The sequence below is a fragment of the Bacillus sp. NTK034 genome (assembly GCF_017303275.1).
Lineage (GTDB): Bacteria > Bacillota > Bacilli > Bacillales > Cytobacillaceae > Cytobacillus.
Map to the genome: position 1 here is coordinate 334,789 of NZ_JAFKOJ010000003.1, position 15,215 is coordinate 350,003.

At 41.4% G+C, this 15,215-nt stretch carries 18 protein-coding genes and 1 riboswitch; of the genes, 9 read left to right on the forward strand and 9 right to left on the reverse strand.

What is annotated here, in order from left to right; genetic code table 11:
* Positions 1 to 142: 142 nt before the first annotated feature.
* Together JI665_RS12400 and JI665_RS12405 are read left to right on the forward strand one after the other, a co-directional pair.
* Positions 143 to 1,147 (forward strand): DUF3231 family protein, encoded by a 1,005-nt coding sequence (locus tag JI665_RS12400; RefSeq protein ID WP_206839720.1) that lies wholly within the window; start codon positions 143 to 145, stop codon positions 1,145 to 1,147.
* A 107-nt stretch (positions 1,148 to 1,254) separates the two neighbouring features.
* Complete coding sequence (locus tag JI665_RS12405; protein WP_206839722.1) at positions 1,255 to 1,662, forward strand: hypothetical protein; 408 nt, start codon at positions 1,255 to 1,257, stop codon at positions 1,660 to 1,662.
* A gap of 80 nt (positions 1,663 to 1,742) precedes the next feature.
* On the opposite strand, the gene JI665_RS12410 is transcribed toward JI665_RS12405, so the two are convergent.
* Positions 1,743 to 2,132 (reverse strand): globin, encoded by a 390-nt coding sequence (locus JI665_RS12410; protein WP_370222677.1) that lies wholly within the window; start codon positions 2,130 to 2,132, stop codon positions 1,743 to 1,745.
* 152 nt (positions 2,133 to 2,284) lie between these two features.
* Between JI665_RS12410 and JI665_RS12415 the strand changes: the two genes are divergently transcribed.
* Positions 2,285 to 2,491, forward strand: coding sequence for a zinc ribbon domain-containing protein (locus JI665_RS12415; protein WP_206839723.1), 207 nt, complete (start codon positions 2,285 to 2,287; stop codon positions 2,489 to 2,491).
* A 124-nt stretch (positions 2,492 to 2,615) separates the two neighbouring features.
* Complete coding sequence (locus tag JI665_RS12420; RefSeq protein WP_206839725.1) at positions 2,616 to 3,443, forward strand: aldo/keto reductase; 828 nt, start codon at positions 2,616 to 2,618, stop codon at positions 3,441 to 3,443.
* Positions 3,444 to 3,486: 43 nt separating this feature from the next.
* Here the strand turns inward: JI665_RS12420 and JI665_RS12425 are convergent, their stop codons facing one another.
* Entirely contained in the window at positions 3,487 to 3,687 is a 201-nt protein-coding gene (locus JI665_RS12425; protein WP_206839727.1) for a hypothetical protein, read from the reverse strand.
* Between the two features lie 161 nt (positions 3,688 to 3,848).
* On the opposite strand from JI665_RS12425, the gene JI665_RS12430 reads away from it, so the two are divergent.
* Positions 3,849 to 4,421 carry a hypothetical protein gene (locus JI665_RS12430; protein ID WP_206839730.1) on the forward strand — a complete coding sequence of 191 codons (573 nt, stop codon included), beginning with the start codon at positions 3,849 to 3,851 and terminating at the stop codon, positions 4,419 to 4,421.
* Between the two features lie 33 nt (positions 4,422 to 4,454).
* Here JI665_RS12430 and JI665_RS12435 read toward each other — a convergent pair whose 3' ends face one another.
* Positions 4,455 to 4,763: a hypothetical protein gene (locus JI665_RS12435; RefSeq protein ID WP_206839731.1), complete on the reverse strand. Its 309-nt coding sequence runs from the start codon at positions 4,761 to 4,763 to the stop codon at positions 4,455 to 4,457.
* A 154-nt stretch (positions 4,764 to 4,917) separates the two neighbouring features.
* Between JI665_RS12435 and JI665_RS12440 the strand changes: the two genes are divergently transcribed.
* Genes JI665_RS12440 through JI665_RS12450 form a run of 3 tightly spaced genes read left to right on the forward strand, consistent with a single transcriptional unit; the run spans position 4,918 to position 5,944 of the window.
* A complete protein-coding gene (locus JI665_RS12440) occupies positions 4,918 to 5,475 on the forward strand; it encodes a hypothetical protein (protein WP_206839732.1) in 558 nt (185 codons plus the stop codon).
* A complete protein-coding gene (locus tag JI665_RS12445) occupies positions 5,441 to 5,584 on the forward strand; it encodes a hypothetical protein (RefSeq protein ID WP_206839733.1) in 144 nt (47 codons plus the stop codon). The genes JI665_RS12440 and JI665_RS12445 overlap by 35 nt, the downstream gene beginning before the upstream one ends.
* A gap of 24 nt (positions 5,585 to 5,608) precedes the next feature.
* Positions 5,609 to 5,944 (forward strand): DUF3889 domain-containing protein, encoded by a 336-nt coding sequence (locus JI665_RS12450; protein WP_206839734.1) that lies wholly within the window; start codon positions 5,609 to 5,611, stop codon positions 5,942 to 5,944.
* A 48-nt stretch (positions 5,945 to 5,992) separates the two neighbouring features.
* Here JI665_RS12450 and JI665_RS12455 read toward each other — a convergent pair whose 3' ends face one another.
* From JI665_RS12455 to JI665_RS12480, 6 genes are all read right to left on the reverse strand, one after another.
* Positions 5,993 to 6,547: an HAD hydrolase-like protein gene (locus JI665_RS12455; RefSeq protein ID WP_206839735.1), complete on the reverse strand. Its 555-nt coding sequence runs from the start codon at positions 6,545 to 6,547 to the stop codon at positions 5,993 to 5,995.
* A 92-nt stretch (positions 6,548 to 6,639) separates the two neighbouring features.
* Positions 6,640 to 10,086, reverse strand: a complete 3,447-nt coding sequence (gene metH / locus JI665_RS12460; RefSeq protein ID WP_206839736.1) for a methionine synthase — start codon at positions 10,084 to 10,086, stop codon at positions 6,640 to 6,642.
* Positions 10,079 to 11,929 (reverse strand): bifunctional homocysteine S-methyltransferase/methylenetetrahydrofolate reductase, encoded by a 1,851-nt coding sequence (locus JI665_RS12465; RefSeq protein WP_206839737.1) that lies wholly within the window; start codon positions 11,927 to 11,929, stop codon positions 10,079 to 10,081. Before JI665_RS12465 ends, metH begins: the two co-directional genes overlap by 8 nt.
* Positions 11,930 to 11,933: 4 nt before the next feature.
* Positions 11,934 to 13,118 carry a cystathionine beta-lyase gene (gene metC / locus JI665_RS12470; protein ID WP_206839738.1) on the reverse strand — a complete coding sequence of 395 codons (1,185 nt, stop codon included), beginning with the start codon at positions 13,116 to 13,118 and terminating at the stop codon, positions 11,934 to 11,936.
* Positions 13,115 to 14,227: a methionine biosynthesis PLP-dependent protein gene (locus JI665_RS12475; RefSeq protein WP_206839739.1), complete on the reverse strand. Its 1,113-nt coding sequence runs from the start codon at positions 14,225 to 14,227 to the stop codon at positions 13,115 to 13,117. Before JI665_RS12475 ends, metC begins: the two co-directional genes overlap by 4 nt.
* Before the next feature lie 75 nt (positions 14,228 to 14,302).
* Positions 14,303 to 14,419: riboswitch (SAM riboswitch) on the reverse strand.
* Positions 14,420 to 14,618: 199 nt separating this feature from the next.
* Entirely contained in the window at positions 14,619 to 14,798 is a 180-nt protein-coding gene (locus JI665_RS12480) for an H-type small acid-soluble spore protein (protein WP_206839742.1), read from the reverse strand.
* Between the two features lie 164 nt (positions 14,799 to 14,962).
* On the opposite strand from JI665_RS12480, the gene JI665_RS12485 reads away from it, so the two are divergent.
* Complete coding sequence (locus JI665_RS12485) at positions 14,963 to 15,202, forward strand: hypothetical protein (RefSeq protein WP_206839743.1); 240 nt, start codon at positions 14,963 to 14,965, stop codon at positions 15,200 to 15,202.
* Positions 15,203 to 15,215 lie beyond the last annotated feature (13 nt).

Sequence of the window (15,215 nt, forward strand, 5' to 3'; positions counted from 1 at the left end):
TCTGGCTGGTTCTTTTTCTTAATGTGCCTGTAAAACAGTATGATGGAAATTAATTTCCATATCTTTGAATGAAAATGCTGAATGAAGGCAAATATAAAGCTGATAGTATATAAATATAATTTTACTAACGGCTGGTGAGAATATGAACGGCAGCAGTATTCCTAAATTAATTTCGTCTGAAATGGCATTGCTCTGGAATACCTATGTAGCAGATACTGCAGCAGTCTGCTGCATAAGGCACTATATAAAAACAAATAAAGATCCAGATGTCCTGCCAGTATTGAAATACGCGCTTTCCATCGCCAAGGATCACATAGACGACATTGCCTCGCTCTTTAAAAAAGAAGAATTTCCAATACCTGATGGATTTAATGAAAAAGACCTGCACAATGACACTCCTAAATTATTTTCGGACGTAACCTATTTAAGATTCATGCATCATTTGGGAAGAACCGGATTGAGTGCCTATTCACTTGCTAAATCAGTTTCTGCAAGAAAAGACGTTCGCAGTATGTTTAAAAAATACTATGAACAAACAGAAAAACTTTTTGATATGGCAGCTGAGGCTATGCAAGAAAAGGGAATTTTCATTCGATCACCATACATAGAATATCCCAAGAAAGTTAAGTATGTATCAGACCATCGTTTTCTGGGCGGGATTGTAGGCAAAAGGAGGCAGCTGCTGGCCATCGAAATTGCCCATCTGGGTACAAATATCGAGTTATCCAATATTGCCAAAACCATGCTTTTGGCTTTCAGCCAGGTAGCTAAACAAAAAGATATAAGCGATTATTTTAAAAAAGGCTATGAAATGAGCCTGGAGCATGTCGAATATTTTCTCAATGTCTTAAAAAATGACGATGTAGCCTATCCAAGCACATGGGATGGTTCCATTACAGACTCAACCATTTCACCTTTTTCGGATAGATTAATGATGTTTCTAATCGCCAGCATAACGGCGGTCGGCGTAATGGACTTTGGTATAGCTATCGGTGCAAGCATCAGAAAAGACCTGGCTATTCAGTATGCTAAAATGATGATCAAAGTCGGTGATTTTGCAGATGATGGAGCAAAGATTATGATTGACAACGGCTGGCTTGAAAATCCGCCTCAATCACTTGATAGAGAAGAGCTCAGGAATAAATAGCTAGAGCACCTTTTTATAGGTGCTTTATTTTTTTAATATGAATGCAAACTAAAATTTGGGGTAATAGGTTACTAGCATAGAAGAATTATAAAAGGAGATGAACACATATGCGTAAATGGATTCTTGCATTTACCGCCTGCATACTGATGACAGCATGCAGTACAGAGGAAGAAAATAAGGAAGAAGCAGCGAATGATTCAACTAATAGCCAGGAATATAATGATGCTACGAATACAGAAGGTGAAGAAAAGCCGCTGTCAGTAGCTGAATTGGATGATCGTATTGATGAGGGCATGAATATTGATACTTACTCGGCCGAAGTTCAATCATGGGCGGAAAAAGGGCAGCTTGAAATGGAAGACACTGTTATCGTCGAAGATGAAAACACCTCATCTGCTGATATCCTTCAGCTTGCAGATGGATTTCTCGGAGTAGCTTATGATGAAAAAGAGGTGACAGAAGTTAAGATGTTCCAGTCGGTAGAACATGCAAAAGAATATTTTGAATCGCAATAACTGGAAAATCGCTTGGACTGGATGTTTAAAACTATATACTTACTCATTTAACAGAGAATAGACCTTCCGAATCGGAAGGTCTATTCTCGTTCCGGGCTATTGACCATAATGGCCGCCACCTGTATTAATCGATCAAAGAATAGAACCGATGCTGGAATTTGATCGAGCCCCGTTTCCTTGAAGGCCTCTTTCATGCAGGCAAGCCATCTTTGTGCTCTTAAAGGTGTAATCTCGAATGGCAGATGCCTTTGTTTCATGGCCGGCGGTCCAAACTCCTGGCTGTAGAGGGGAGAGCCTCCAAGAAATTGTGTAAGAAACATCCTCTGTTTTCGCTTAATGTCCTCTATGTCTCCTACAAAAAGGGGACTTAATACGGGATCAGCATACACACGCGGATAAAACGCCTCCACAAGCTTTTCAATGGTTTCAGCTCCGCCAATTTCTTCAAAAAGTGTTTTAAAGTCATGCACAATTCTTCACCTGCTTTAATTACATTAATTATATTTGTCATTATATAGAAGTTATTTTAGCTTAAGTGTGATTAAAATCACAGTACGATTATTGGCGAAACTTTTTTCAGCTGTGAACGTAAAGTAAGGAAAGAAATCGAAAGGGTGAGAATATGGAGAAAAAGGGCTGTATTAAATGCGGCAGCAGTGATGCCGGCCAAAAAGAAGTTGCCATGACTGGTACAGGACTTTCCAAAATGTTTGATATTCAGCATAACCGCTTTCTGGTAGTTTACTGTAAAAACTGCGGATACTCAGAATTCTATAATAAAAACTCTTCCACTGCAGGAAACGTTCTGGATTTTTTCTTCGGGGGATAAAAGTATCTGATCATACATTGCCTAATATGGGGCAATGTTTTTCTTTTTAAGCAAAAGATTTTGTTAACTGAAAATAATGTGAGAAAATTATCCAGTACCCTAATTCCTAAAAAGAGGTGAAAGAATGGAAAATTTACAATCTGCTGCAACATTACATAACGGTGTCAAAATGCCGTGGCTGGGACTGGGTGTTTTCAAGGTTAAGGACGGAGACGAAGTTGTCCAGTCAGTTAAATCAGCCATTAAAGCAGGATATAAAAGCATTGATACGGCAGCTGTCTATCAGAATGAAGAAGGTGTAGGCCAGGCAATCAAGGAAGCAGGCGTACCTCGTGAAGAACTATTTATTACCACAAAAGTCTGGAATTCTGACCAGGGCTATGATTCTACAATCAAGGCATTTGAAACCAGTCTTAAAAAGCTGGGTCTCGATTATATCGACCTTTACCTGATCCATTGGCCTGTGAAAGGGAAATATAAAGAAACATGGAAAGCCCTTGAAACTCTTTATAAAGAAAAAAGAGTAAAGGCAATTGGCGTGAGCAACTTCCAGATTCATCACCTTGAAGATCTGATGCAGGATGCTGAAATAAACCCTATGGTTAACCAGGTAGAGCTTCATCCTTTGCTGAACCAGACTGAGCTTAGGGAGTTCTCCAGGAAACAGGATATTCAAATAGAAGCATGGTCACCACTTGCACAAGGAGAGCTTCTTGAAAACGAAGCATTGAAGGAAATTGCCCAAAAGTACAGCAAATCGGTTGCACAAGTGATCTTAAGATGGGATCTTCAGAACGAAATTGTAACAATACCCAAGTCAGTAAAAGAACATCGCATCATTGAAAATGCTGATGTATTTGACTTTGAGCTTACTTCAGAAGATATGGACAAAATCAGCGGCTTAAATGAAAATAGACGAGTAGGTCCTGACCCTGACAACTTCGATTTCTAAATAATGCAGGAAACCGGCAGGCAAAAAGCCTGCCGGTTTCCTTTTATTCCTCAAAATAATCCCGAAATTCTTCTGTATCCGTTTCGCCTTTATTCTTAAAGTAAGGATTATCTTCAGTCGAATTTTCCGGATCAAGATTTGTCTTTATTACAAGTGTTGGCCCCGAAGTATGCCCCGCAATCATCCGATCATCCAGTTCTTCGAAATCCGGCAGCTTTTTACTTCCTGGTTTTATTGGATCCATGGCTGCACCTCCCAATCCATAGCGTGCAATAAGCAGGCGGAATTTATTCACTCATGTACCTTGATAACTAATTAATGTTTGCACAGGGGGAAAAAAGGATATTAGGGAAGAAAACATTCTTTGGTACATAAACCCACCTTGTGTTGATGGAGGAAGAAACAATGAGTATTTACGAGAATATTTTGGATATCCTGGAGAAAAAGGGAGCTATATCAATCCCTTCCTTGCTTGACGAAATAAATAGACAAAGTAACTTTCAGAATACCAACCGGAAACCGCTTGAATTATCACATGTAAAATCTGTTATCAGCAGAAAAAGAGAAATTTTCCATATAAAAAATAATATTGTCACGATTGATCCTGATAAAGATCCCATCGTTTTAAGTGTCAGCCTTGGCGGTTATCCCGGGCCATGGTACAAAATTGAAGTGGACTTTATCAACGGACGTTTTGTATATTTTGAATGGCATTTAAGTTCGTTCTCACCTAGAAATGAACTGCCTGCAGCTTCAGGCAGCATTGAGGAGTTTAAGAAGGAATTATATCGGCTGAAAATTTGGAAGTGGCAGAAGGAATACCAAAACCCTGGAATAATATTGGATAGTGTGACATGGTCCATAAAGCTGATTACAAAGGCAAATATTTTTGAGAGTCAGGGAATACAGGCATTCCCTAAGGGCTGGGAAAAGTTTTGCAAGGCACTTTCAAAGCTGACAGGTAAATATATCTGCTAAAAAGCTGCTGCTAAGGAAATAGCTGCAGCTTTTTTAGTGTTCTGAAATCATCTTAAGGACAAAACTCTTATCTTCCTCATCAATAAAAAGGCAATATTCTTCTTCCTCCGTAATGTCAAGAAGAAGCTGAAGTTCTTTTGGAATATGGATAGAGCCATTTTCAGATATAAGTCTTTTATTATGGGTTGATTTATAATCGGCCTTCTCAATAATAATTTGATCCTGGTCGAAGCGAAGATCAGCCAGTTTTCCCGGCAAAAGCCCAAATTGGCAGCGCCACTTGCTGGGGAGCAGAATTTTCCCAGTTTTATTAAAATTTTTGCATTTATACATTGTTAACATGCTGATCAGCTCCTTCTTTGGTTGTTAATCTATTACACATATTTAAATGTTCAAACCTCAAATTTAAAGCAAATTTAAAAATATCTGCCGTTCATGCGGAAGGAATGAATAATTTTCCTTTAAATACAAAACCTTAAAAAAAAGGTGGGGTAAGATGAAAAAGAAGCTATATTTGGTGCTTATAATTCTCCTTTCCTGGCTGACTGTTCCATTCATAGGCAAAAGGGACTTTAAACGTTTTTATCCGGCAGCCATTTTTATGTGCCTTTATGTTTTATTAGAAGGATTTATTGCTGAAAAAAACAAATGGTGGACTATTAAGGAAAGGCTTCTTCCAAAACTCAGTGGTGAATTGCCAATGATTTTAGGGCCGTTTTTTGCGGGATCTATATGGATATTAAAATTAACCTATGGCAGGCCCTTGCTGTATTTCCTTTTGAATACAGTTGTTGACGCCTTTTTCGCCTATCCTTTTTATACGTGGTTCAAAAAGATCGGGATATGGAAGCTTCTCCGTTTTTCACAGCTGAAGCTATTTATGCTGTTCTTGATGAAATCAATATTCATGTATGTTTTTCATTTGGCATTTGTGGATAAAAAAATATTGTCGGCGTTAGTAGTTAGATTTAGAAATTATTTTAATAAATCCCGAATGAATGAGGAGGGGAGAGAGGATAATGGAAAAAAGAAAAGACATTTCCTGTACAGATGATAAAGATATTCTCCATCATCTAATGGAAGAACAAATTGCTTATATCTGTGTAGAGGAAGAGGAAGAACGGATGAAGGAAGAAACCATGAATAGCGGGAATACTGATTAGGATCTTTTGGGAAAGAGGTAAAAGATGAAGAAATTAATTATCAGCTTTATGGTTTTGATGTTCTTATCGGAGTATATTCCCATTCGGACATTCACTGGAGAAGCGTTTGCAGAAAGACCAGAACCAGCCTATGCAAAATGGGGCAGACTGGCTATGGAAACAGCAAAAGAGAAATACCCTAAAGCTAAAATTCTGGACTACTTGCATATCGGCAGAGAAAAGAGACAAACGACAGACATTGAAAAGTTCAAGCTATGGATAGAGGATAGCGGCAAAGAATTCGGTTTATATATTGATATTGAGTTTGATTCAAAAACTGAGAGAGTAATCAGGATTAATACGCGAAGATCAGCTAATTAAACTGCTCGGTATCAAACCAGGACTTCATCATAGTGAAGCCCTGGTTCCTTATTTCTCAAATTCAAATTTTGAATAGCAATCAATCGCGAAGTCTGCATAGGGGTTAGGATTGCGAAACGCACAGGTGCTGATGCCAATCTGTCTGGCAGGCATTAAATCTGTATCCTGGTCGCCAATCGCCAAATCAATATGATATCGCCGATGAAGATATTCATAGGATTCCGGATGTGGTTTTAAGCTGAACCCATCAAATTCAGGGCAGATGACTTCTGCAAAATAGGAATTAAGTTTCCAATATTCAAGCAGCTCCTCTGTGGATTGCCGGTTCCGATGGGTTACCATCACATTTACATTATTTTGTTCTAAAATATTCCTTACATATGGGAATAATGGCTTCTTATCATGCTTAAAAGTTGCTTCCATTTGACGAAAATCAGCAATTTTTTCCGGTGAAACATTAAATTTCTGATAGGCTGTCCCGTTTTTAAGAGGCGTAAGAACTTCTTGAGGATCCAGCTCTTTGCCGGATATGCGAATAAAAGACTGGACCAGAGTAGGCCATGTATCCAGAATGGTGCCATCTAAATCCCAGAGAACATTCATATAAATTTCCCTCCTTGCTATGTAACCATTGTAAAGGTTTTAAAAAGGGATAGGCAAATACCCGGCAATTTTTTTATTTGCCGGGTTATTTACTATCTTAATACATTAAAATATCTTGCTTCCGGATGGGCAAAAACCATTGCAGATACAGAAGCTTCCGGCTCCATCATGCATTCTTCCGTAAGCTTAACTCCGATATCTTCAGGCTTTATTAGTTTAAATAGCTTTTTCTGATCCTCAAGCTCTGGGCATGCAGGATATCCATAAGAAAAGCGCTGTCCCTGGTATTTCGCTGCAAAACGGTCTTTCATAGTCATTTCAACTGGATCAGGGAATCCCCAGCGATCCCGTATTTGACGATGGATCAGCTCGGCAAGCCCTTCAGCTGTCTCCAAAGCGAGCGACTGCAGAGCGTGGCTTTCCAGGAATCTGCCTTCCCCTTTTAAACGGTCTGCTATACTGCGTATTCCTTTCCCGGCTGTAACAGTAAAGAAGGAAACATAATCCATTTGACCGCTTTCTTTTGATTTAAGGAAGTCTGCCAGACACAGGAATGGCTCTGTTTCCTGGCGCGGGAACTCAAACGTTTCAATGACCGTTTGTTCATCTTCATCATAGATATACACCTTATCGCCATCTGCTTGGGCAGGGAAGAATTGATAAACTGCTTTAGGCTCAATCCAGTTTTTCTCTTTTGCTTCAGCAATCAGTTCATCAACCATTGCGTTAATCTTAATCGCTTTTTCATCTTTTTCCGCAAGAAGCTTTTGCAGGTTTCCTTTTAAGCCAAGGTGATGGCCAATGAGCATTTGCTTATTTATATACGGCTCTATATGCGAGAGGGAATATGTTTTCAGCAGATGCCTCTTTAAATCTTTTGGAACAAAAACTGGCACTTTTGTGCTGACTGTTGGTTTAGGCTTTACTGCAACCGCAACCGATCCGCGGTCAAAAGGGACTGCATTCAGCACGGCTGCCTGTTTTTCTGCCTGCTGGATCCGCAGTTTCTCCGCTTCTTCGGGCTCCTGAAGCTGATTGGCTATAGAGAGTCCATTCATCGCATCCTTGGCATACAGTACAAGTCCATCATATTCCTTGGAGATTTTAGTATCTGTGAACTTTCTCGACAGTGCAGCTCCGCCTACTAATATCGGAATATCAATTCCTGCCTGCTTCATATCATGGGCCGTAATGACCATCTGCTGTGCGGATTTAACAAGCAGACCTGACAGGCCGACCATATCCGGATTCTCACGCCTGATTTTTTCAATCAGTTCAGCAGGGGAGACCTTGATTCCCAGGTCTATTACTTCATATCCATTATTGCTTAAAATAATATCTACAAGATTTTTCCCAATATCATGGACATCGCCTTTAACGGTTGCGAGGATGATTTTCCCCTTGGAAGAAGATTGTGCAGCGTCTTTTTCCATATAAGGTTCAAGATGAGCAACAGATGCTTTCATTACCTCTGCACTTTGAAGGACTTCTGCAACAATCAGCTGGTTATCATTGAACAATCTTCCTACTTCCTTCATTCCATTCATTAAAGGCCCATTAATGATATCAAGGGGAGCAGGGTATGCTTGCAGGGCCAGATCAAGATCAGGCAGGAGCCCTTCTTTTGTTCCCTCCAGAATATAATAAGCGAGGCGTTCCTCAAGTGTCATATCCGGAAGAACACTTTTGCTTTCTTTCTTTTTATCCCGGTAAAAATCTGTGAAAATGGCAAGTGATTCATCAGTAGTTTCAAAAAGAAGCTTTTCAGCCATTAAGACCTCTTCTTTTGAAATAGAAGCAAATCTTTCGAGTTTCTCCGTATTCACTATCGCATAATCGAGGCCTGCCTGAGTGCAGTGATACAGAAATACTGAATTTAATATCTCCCTGCCGACAGGAGGAAGGCCGAATGAAACATTACTGATTCCCAGTATGGTTTGTACCTCCGGGAAAGCTTCTTTAATAAGTCTTATCCCATCTACAGTTGCCTTTGCAGACCCGATGTATTGCTCATCCCCTGTGCCGACAGGGAAGACGAGAGGGTCAAAAATAAGATCCTCAGGCGGAATTTGATACTTGTTTACAAGCAAATCATACGAACGCTTTGCAATTTCAAGTTTTCGTTCAGCCGTAACTCCCATTCCGACTTCATCTATCGTACCTACTACCACAGCTGCACCATATCGATGGATGAGAGGAGCTATAGCTTCGAATCTTTCTTCGCCATCCTCCAGATTAATGGAATTAATGATGGCTTTCCCCTGAGAATAGGTAAGGGCCTTCTCGATAACCAGTTCGTCTGTTGAATCAATGACCAGCGGGACCTTAATTTTTTTCACTAATTCCCTGATAAAGTTTTCAACATCCTGCATTTCATCACGGTCAGGGTCTGCAAGGCATATATCAATTACATGGGCTCCGCCTTTTACCTGTGCTCGGCCAATCTCAGCAGCTTCCTCAAACTTACCTTCAGCAATCAGTCTTTTAAACTTGCGTGAGCCAATTACATTTGTGCGCTCGCCGACCATTATGGGCCTTAATGTCGGATCGTCATAAATCAGAGGTTCAATTCCAGAAACTTTGTGCAGTGAATTCCCCTCATAATTCCTTGGTTTATAATTTTCAACCGACTCAGCAATTGCCTGGATATGTTCAGGTGTGGTTCCGCAGCAGCCGCCAACAATATTCAGCCAGCCTTCCTTGGCAAAGCCCTCAAGCTTGCTCGCCAGTGATTCGGGAGTTTCATGGTACTGTCCTTCTTCATCAGGCAGTCCTGCATTGGGATAGCAGCTGACAGCAGTGGATGCCAATCCTGATAAGGAACGGATATGGTCCTGCATGAATTCAGGGCCTGTCGCACAGTTAAGACCAACTGCCAGAGGTTTCATATGTTCCAGAGAAATATAAAATGCTTCAATCGATTGGCCTGCAAGAGTTGTGCCCATCGGTTCAATCGTTCCCGAAACGATGAGCGGAAGTTTTATTCCCGTCGTTTTTGATGCATTTTCAATGCCGATAAAACCAGCCTTCACATTCAGCATGTCCTGGCTGGTTTCAAGGAGGAGAAGATCGGCTCCGCCGTCAATTAACCCTCTGGCTTGTTCTTCATAAGCTGTTATCATTTCTTCAAAAGTAGACCCGCCGGTTACACTCAGCGTCTTCGTAGTAGGTCCCATGGCACCAGCCACATATCTCGGCCATTCAGGGGTTGAAATGCTGTCTGCAGCTTCCCTGGCAATTTCAACAGCAAGTTTGTTTAGTTCATAAGCTTTTTCTTCCAGATCGTAATCTGCCAGAACAATGCTGGTTGCGCCAAAGGTATTGGTTTCAATAATATCTGCGCCGGCTTTTAAATATTCAAGGTGAATATGTTCAATCACAGAAGGAGCTGTTATATTTAAATACTCGTTGCAGCCTTCATATTCTTCGCCGCCAAAGTCATCCGCGGTAAGATTGGCTCTCTGCAGCATGGTGCCCATTGCTCCATCCATGATCAGGATCTTCTTTTTCAGCTGCTCCTGCAGTGATGGTTTATGCATGTTGTTTCCTCCTTGAAAGCCGTTCGGTTGTCTCACGGGCATAGTTTGATAGTTCGACCGTCATTTCATAGCGCATAAATGGAGTGATAAGGTAAATGCCATTAAACAGCTCTGCCGCGGCATCGATCAGTGACTTCGCAATGGCAATGCCTTCAGCTCCAGCCTGCGCAGGATCATCTTTCAATGAAGCCATTCGGTTTCTAATACTGTCGGAAATTTTGATTCCCGGTACTTCATTATGAAGAAACTCGGCATTCCGGCTGCCGGTAAGGGGCATTAGGCCTATATAAACAGGTGCTTTTAAATCTTTCACAGCCTCATGAACTTCCAGCAGCTTCTCTTCAGAAAAAACTGGCTGCGAGATGAAATAATCCGCACCATGTTCAATTTTCTTTTCAAGCCGTCCAACAGCTTTTTCCAATGAGCGGACATTGGGGTTAAAAGCGCCTGCAACTGAAAAAGCAGCTTTCTGGCCAAGATCTTTCCCTGAAAAAGATAACCCCTCATTCAACTGCTTGATCATACTGATCAATTCAAATGATGAGACATCATATACGGAAGATGCTCCTGGAAAATCACCGACACGTGCAGGATCACCCGTAACAGCAAGAATATCATTTAATCCAAGTGCATGCAGCCCCATTAAATGGGATTGCAGTCCAATTATATTTCTATCCCTGCAGGTCACATGAACAAGCGGGCGCAATCCTGTCTGCTGCTTGACGAGATAGCCAAGCGCAGAGTTGCAAACCCGGGGGGAAGCAAGGGAGTTATCTGCAAGTGTAATAGAATCTATTCCGGCTTCCTTCAATGCTTCTGCACCTTCGAAAAAGCGTGAAGTATCAAGCTTCCTCGGGGGATCCAACTCAACAATGACAGAAGGCCTTTCCCTGACAATATCCTGGAGAGGGGGGAGCTCTCTTGATGATGATGGCTTTTCAGAAACAATGATTTTATTAATTGCCTTTGCCTCTTTTTCCTCGATTGGCGGAAGTCCTTTTAAAACATCAGAAAACGCCTTGATATGGTCAGGTGTTGTTCCACAGCAGCCTCCAAGCAGGCGGACACCCTGATTTCGGAATTCAATTGCTGACTGGCGGAAATATTCTGCATCTCCTTCATAATGAAATTTGCCGTCCGTATAGGCTGGAATACTGGCATTTGGATAGGCAGAAAGATAGGCATGCTTTGGCAAAGGTACACTTTCGAGAGTTTTGAGCATATGATGCGGACCAAGCCTGCAATTGATTCCCACAACATCTGCACCAATGCCCTCAAGCTTTGTTAAAGCATCAGCGATAGAAGTCTGGTTCTGAAGAACACCCGCTTCCTGAAGAGATACCTGTGCGATAATCGGCAAATCAGTTTCTTTTCTGGCAATGGCAAGAACTGTCTCAAGTTCTTCAAGGTCGTAATAGGTTTCCAGTAAAATACCATCTACATCCTCTAGCAGCAGGCAATAAAGCTGCTCTCTGAAGCTTCTTTTTATTTCTTCAAGGGTAATCATGTTGGGCTTGAATCCTCTGATCCCGCCGATTGTACCAGTGACATATGCCTTTCCCTTGGCAGCTTTTTTTGCAATCCTTGCTGCAGAACTGTTAATCTCCTTAACGGAGTCCTCCAGTCCATATCGCTGCAGCTTCAGATAATTCGCCGCATACGTATTTGTTTGGATCAATTCAGCACCTGCGCCAATGTACGCTTCATGGATGTGCTGGATCTGTTCAGATTGTGAGAGATTTAATTCCTCAAAACAGCTGTCGGTACCATAGGAGTACAGAAGAGTTCCCATCGCGCCATCTGCTATGATGATTTCATTCTTTAATTTATTAAGGAAACTCAAAGTATCACCCCCGCTGTAAAATCGAATGCTTTGTTTGTACGGCAGCAGATAAAGCTGCCTTGAAATCTTCTATAATATCATCTGCACTCTCCAGGCCAACAGATAGACGAAGAAGACTGTCCGTTATTCCACGCTGCTCCCGTTCGGATGCAGGCATGGCTGCATGTGACATTTTTGCAGGGTAGGAGAGGATGGATTCAACAGCTCCCAGACTTACTGCAAAAACGGGTATTTTGGCATTCTCAACAAATGTTCTCATCGATAGCTCATCTTCAAGCTCAAAAGATAGGACGGCACCTGCGTTTACTGCCTGATTTTTCTGGATTTCATATCCGGGATGATCTGCAAACCCTGGATAATGCACCTTTTTAACTGCAGGGTGATCATTAAGGAAACCAGCAATTTTTTTAGCTGACTTCACAGACTGATCAAGCCTTACCTGCAGCGTTTTAATACCTCTCAGCACAAGCCAGGCATCCTGAACACCCAGAACAGCTCCAAAGGAATTCTGAAGAAAAGCAAGTTTTGCACCTAATTCAGGATCCTTCACAACCGCCAGGCCAGCAACGACGTCGCTGTGTCCGGATAAAAATTTGGTTGCGCTATGAAGCACTATATCTGCACCTAAAGAGAGCGGTTTTTGAAGGGCAGGGGTCAGGAATGTATTATCCACAAATGTCAGGGCTCCATGCTGTCTTGCAAGTGAACTGATGGCCTGTATATCTGTCACTTTCAGCAGCGGATTGGAAGGAGTCTCTACATAAAAAACCTTCGTGTTTGGACGGATTGCTTCTTTTACTTCCTCAAGATTTGTCATATCAACAAATGTGTGCTCTATGCCAAAACGGGACAGGACTTCTGTTGTCATGCGATAGGTTCCGCCATATACGTCTTCTGTAATGACTACATGATCTCCCTGTGATAAGAGCAGGAATGCTGTAGAAATGGCAGCCATACCAGAAGAAAAGGCAAACCCTTTAATACCTTCTTCAAGCTCCGCGATGACTTCTTCAAGTGCTTCCCTTGTTGGATTCAGGCTGCGGCTGTAATCATATTTTCCGAACACATCAATATCTTTTTGATGAAAAGTGGAGGCATGCTGGATTGGTACACTGACAGCTCCTGTTTCCGGGTCGAATTTTTGATTATTGTGAAGTAATTTCGTTTGGAATGTGTAATTCGAACTCATCGTACTGCCTCCTTAACAACCTTTGCAAAAGCATGTTCAAGATCCGCCTTCAAATCTTCTGCATTTTCGATTCCAACCGAGAAACGCAGAAGCCTATTACAGACACCGGTTTCAATGCGGATTTCTTCAGGAATGTCCGCATGTGTCTGGGTTGCTGGATACGTTATGAAACTCTCGACTCCGCCAAGGCTTTCTGCAAAGGAGATAAGGGAGAGGCTCTGCAGAAATGGATTCACCCAGGATTCATCCTTAATTCGGAAAGATATCATGCCTCCCTTGCCTGGATAAAGGACATCCGTTACTGCATCGTGGCCCGATAAAAATTCTGCTAATTCCTTCGCATTTTCTCCATGCCGTTCCATGCGGAGGGAGAGTGTCTTCATGCCTCTGATGAGCAGCCATGAATCAAACGGGCTGAGGACAGCACCTGCGGCATTGTGATTCATAGCAAGGGCTTCGCATAACTCTTTGCCTTTTGCGACAACTAAGCCGGCAAGGACATCATTATGCCCGCCAAGATACTTTGTTGCACTATGGATAACAATATCAGCTCCAAGCTTTAACGGCTGCTGAAGGAGAGGGGTATAAAACGTGTTATCGACGATAAGGAGGATATTATGCTTCTGGGCAATGTCTGCAATCGATTGAATGTCAGTCTGTTCCATCAGCGGATTAGTTGGAGTTTCCAGAAATATTGCCTTGGTCTTTTCTGTGATTAAAATTTCCACATCTTCCGGATTGCTGGTATTTACATATTTGCACTGAAGTCCCCACTTCTTGAAGCCCTGTTCTAGCAGACGATATGTACCCCCATATAAATCCTTGGATACAATCCATTCATCTCCGGATTTAAAAAGAGATAGTATGGTAAGAATTGCGGCCATTCCAGAACTGCAGGCATAGCCTTGATCGCCTTCTTCCAGATCGGCAATTGCCTTTTCAAGCAGCTGGCGGGTGGGATTGCCTGTTCTGCTATAGTCAAAGCCAGTTGACTGCCCAATGCCTTCATGGCGATATGCCGTGGAAAAATATACAGGCGGATTGACTGCACCTGTTGCTGACTCGCTTCTGTTGCCGATTTGCGCTAATCTGGTGTCAATTTTATACATGCTTGTAACCACTCCTTAGTAAAAATAAAAAAAGCCTTCTATAAGAAGAAGACTTTTTAATGTGATCAGCCATTCTTCTTATCTTTCAAGTTTTTAAGAAACTTGCAGGAATTAGCACCTTTTCAATCAAATATATGATTGCTGGTTGCTGAGGCGTCGTCGGGCCTTACCCTCGACCTCTCTGGATAAGAAATCAAATATTAAATTTTCTCTAAACTTTACTACACTAAACCGCTAATCGTCAACACTTTTTTGAATATTTTATGTTATAAAAAATTTCCGCTCAGTTGTTTTGAGTCTGTTTGCCCTAAGCATCCGTTTTTAAGGGGGAATGAAGAAGAATTTGAACAAAAAAACTTTCCATCATATTCTGGAAAGTTTTTAAGGGTATTTATTCTTCAATCAAATCGTTAACCGGCACATCAATTTCTTTTTCAGAATCTGCCTTTGTGTAAATACGTGCTGTCTTAGTCTGCTCATCTACATGCTGAATGATGACCGGATTGCCATTGAAAGTAACACTATACATTTCAGCAGACTCAGCAATCTCTTTTGCTCTGCCAATATTCATGGAAAAACCTCCTGAATTTGAATAACTTTAATGTGTCTTAAAAACACTCAAATTATTCTTTTAAAAAAACCATGGCATAAAATGTTAGAAGTGAACGGCTTTAAAGTTCAGAATATTTGTTTTATAATGAAGGCAAATGATATAATTCTTGGAGGGAAGCTAATATGCGAGAACATAGCCACTGCCGCCACCGGTTTGCGGAATCCGAAGGACCAGCAGTATTCCAGACCATGGATGGCATTGAAGTAAATGTTTCTGGTTCCATGTTCGAAAAATGTACAACTTGCGGCCATTTTGATTTTCCTGTGGAAACGAGAGAAGCAATTGAATCTTCCCTAAAAGAAAACAGAAAAAATGCGAATGCAGCGAAACAAATTTATATTAACTTAGTTGAGACTTTTTAAAGCCGAACAGCAC

Excerpts from the sequence above, each read along its gene's own strand:
- metH (WP_206839736.1), bottom strand. The coding sequence starts at position 10,086 with ATGCATAAACCATCACTGCAGGAGCAGCTGAAAAAGAAGATCCTGATC.
- metC (WP_206839738.1), bottom strand. The coding sequence starts at position 13,118 with ATGAGTTCGAATTACACATTCCAAACGAAATTACTTCACAATAATCAA.
- JI665_RS12430 (WP_206839730.1), top strand. The coding sequence starts at position 3,849 with ATGAGTATTTACGAGAATATTTTGGATATCCTGGAGAAAAAGGGAGCT.
- JI665_RS12405 (WP_206839722.1), top strand. The coding sequence starts at position 1,255 with ATGCGTAAATGGATTCTTGCATTTACCGCCTGCATACTGATGACAGCA.
- JI665_RS12455 (WP_206839735.1), bottom strand. The coding sequence starts at position 6,547 with ATGAATGTTCTCTGGGATTTAGATGGCACCATTCTGGATACATGGCCT.
- JI665_RS12440 (WP_206839732.1), top strand. The coding sequence starts at position 4,918 with ATGAAAAAGAAGCTATATTTGGTGCTTATAATTCTCCTTTCCTGGCTG.
- JI665_RS12400 (WP_206839720.1), top strand. The coding sequence starts at position 143 with ATGAACGGCAGCAGTATTCCTAAATTAATTTCGTCTGAAATGGCATTG.
- JI665_RS12435 (WP_206839731.1), bottom strand. The coding sequence starts at position 4,763 with ATGTTAACAATGTATAAATGCAAAAATTTTAATAAAACTGGGAAAATT.
- JI665_RS12425 (WP_206839727.1), bottom strand. The coding sequence starts at position 3,687 with ATGGATCCAATAAAACCAGGAAGTAAAAAGCTGCCGGATTTCGAAGAA.
- JI665_RS12450 (WP_206839734.1), top strand. The coding sequence starts at position 5,609 with ATGAAGAAATTAATTATCAGCTTTATGGTTTTGATGTTCTTATCGGAG.
- JI665_RS12485 (WP_206839743.1), top strand. The coding sequence starts at position 14,963 with ATGCGAGAACATAGCCACTGCCGCCACCGGTTTGCGGAATCCGAAGGA.
- JI665_RS12445 (WP_206839733.1), top strand. The coding sequence starts at position 5,441 with ATGGAAAAAAGAAAAGACATTTCCTGTACAGATGATAAAGATATTCTC.
- JI665_RS12480 (WP_206839742.1), bottom strand. The coding sequence starts at position 14,798 with ATGAATATTGGCAGAGCAAAAGAGATTGCTGAGTCTGCTGAAATGTAT.
- JI665_RS12475 (WP_206839739.1), bottom strand. The coding sequence starts at position 14,227 with ATGTATAAAATTGACACCAGATTAGCGCAAATCGGCAACAGAAGCGAG.
- JI665_RS12420 (WP_206839725.1), top strand. The coding sequence starts at position 2,616 with ATGGAAAATTTACAATCTGCTGCAACATTACATAACGGTGTCAAAATG.
- JI665_RS12415 (WP_206839723.1), top strand. The coding sequence starts at position 2,285 with ATGGAGAAAAAGGGCTGTATTAAATGCGGCAGCAGTGATGCCGGCCAA.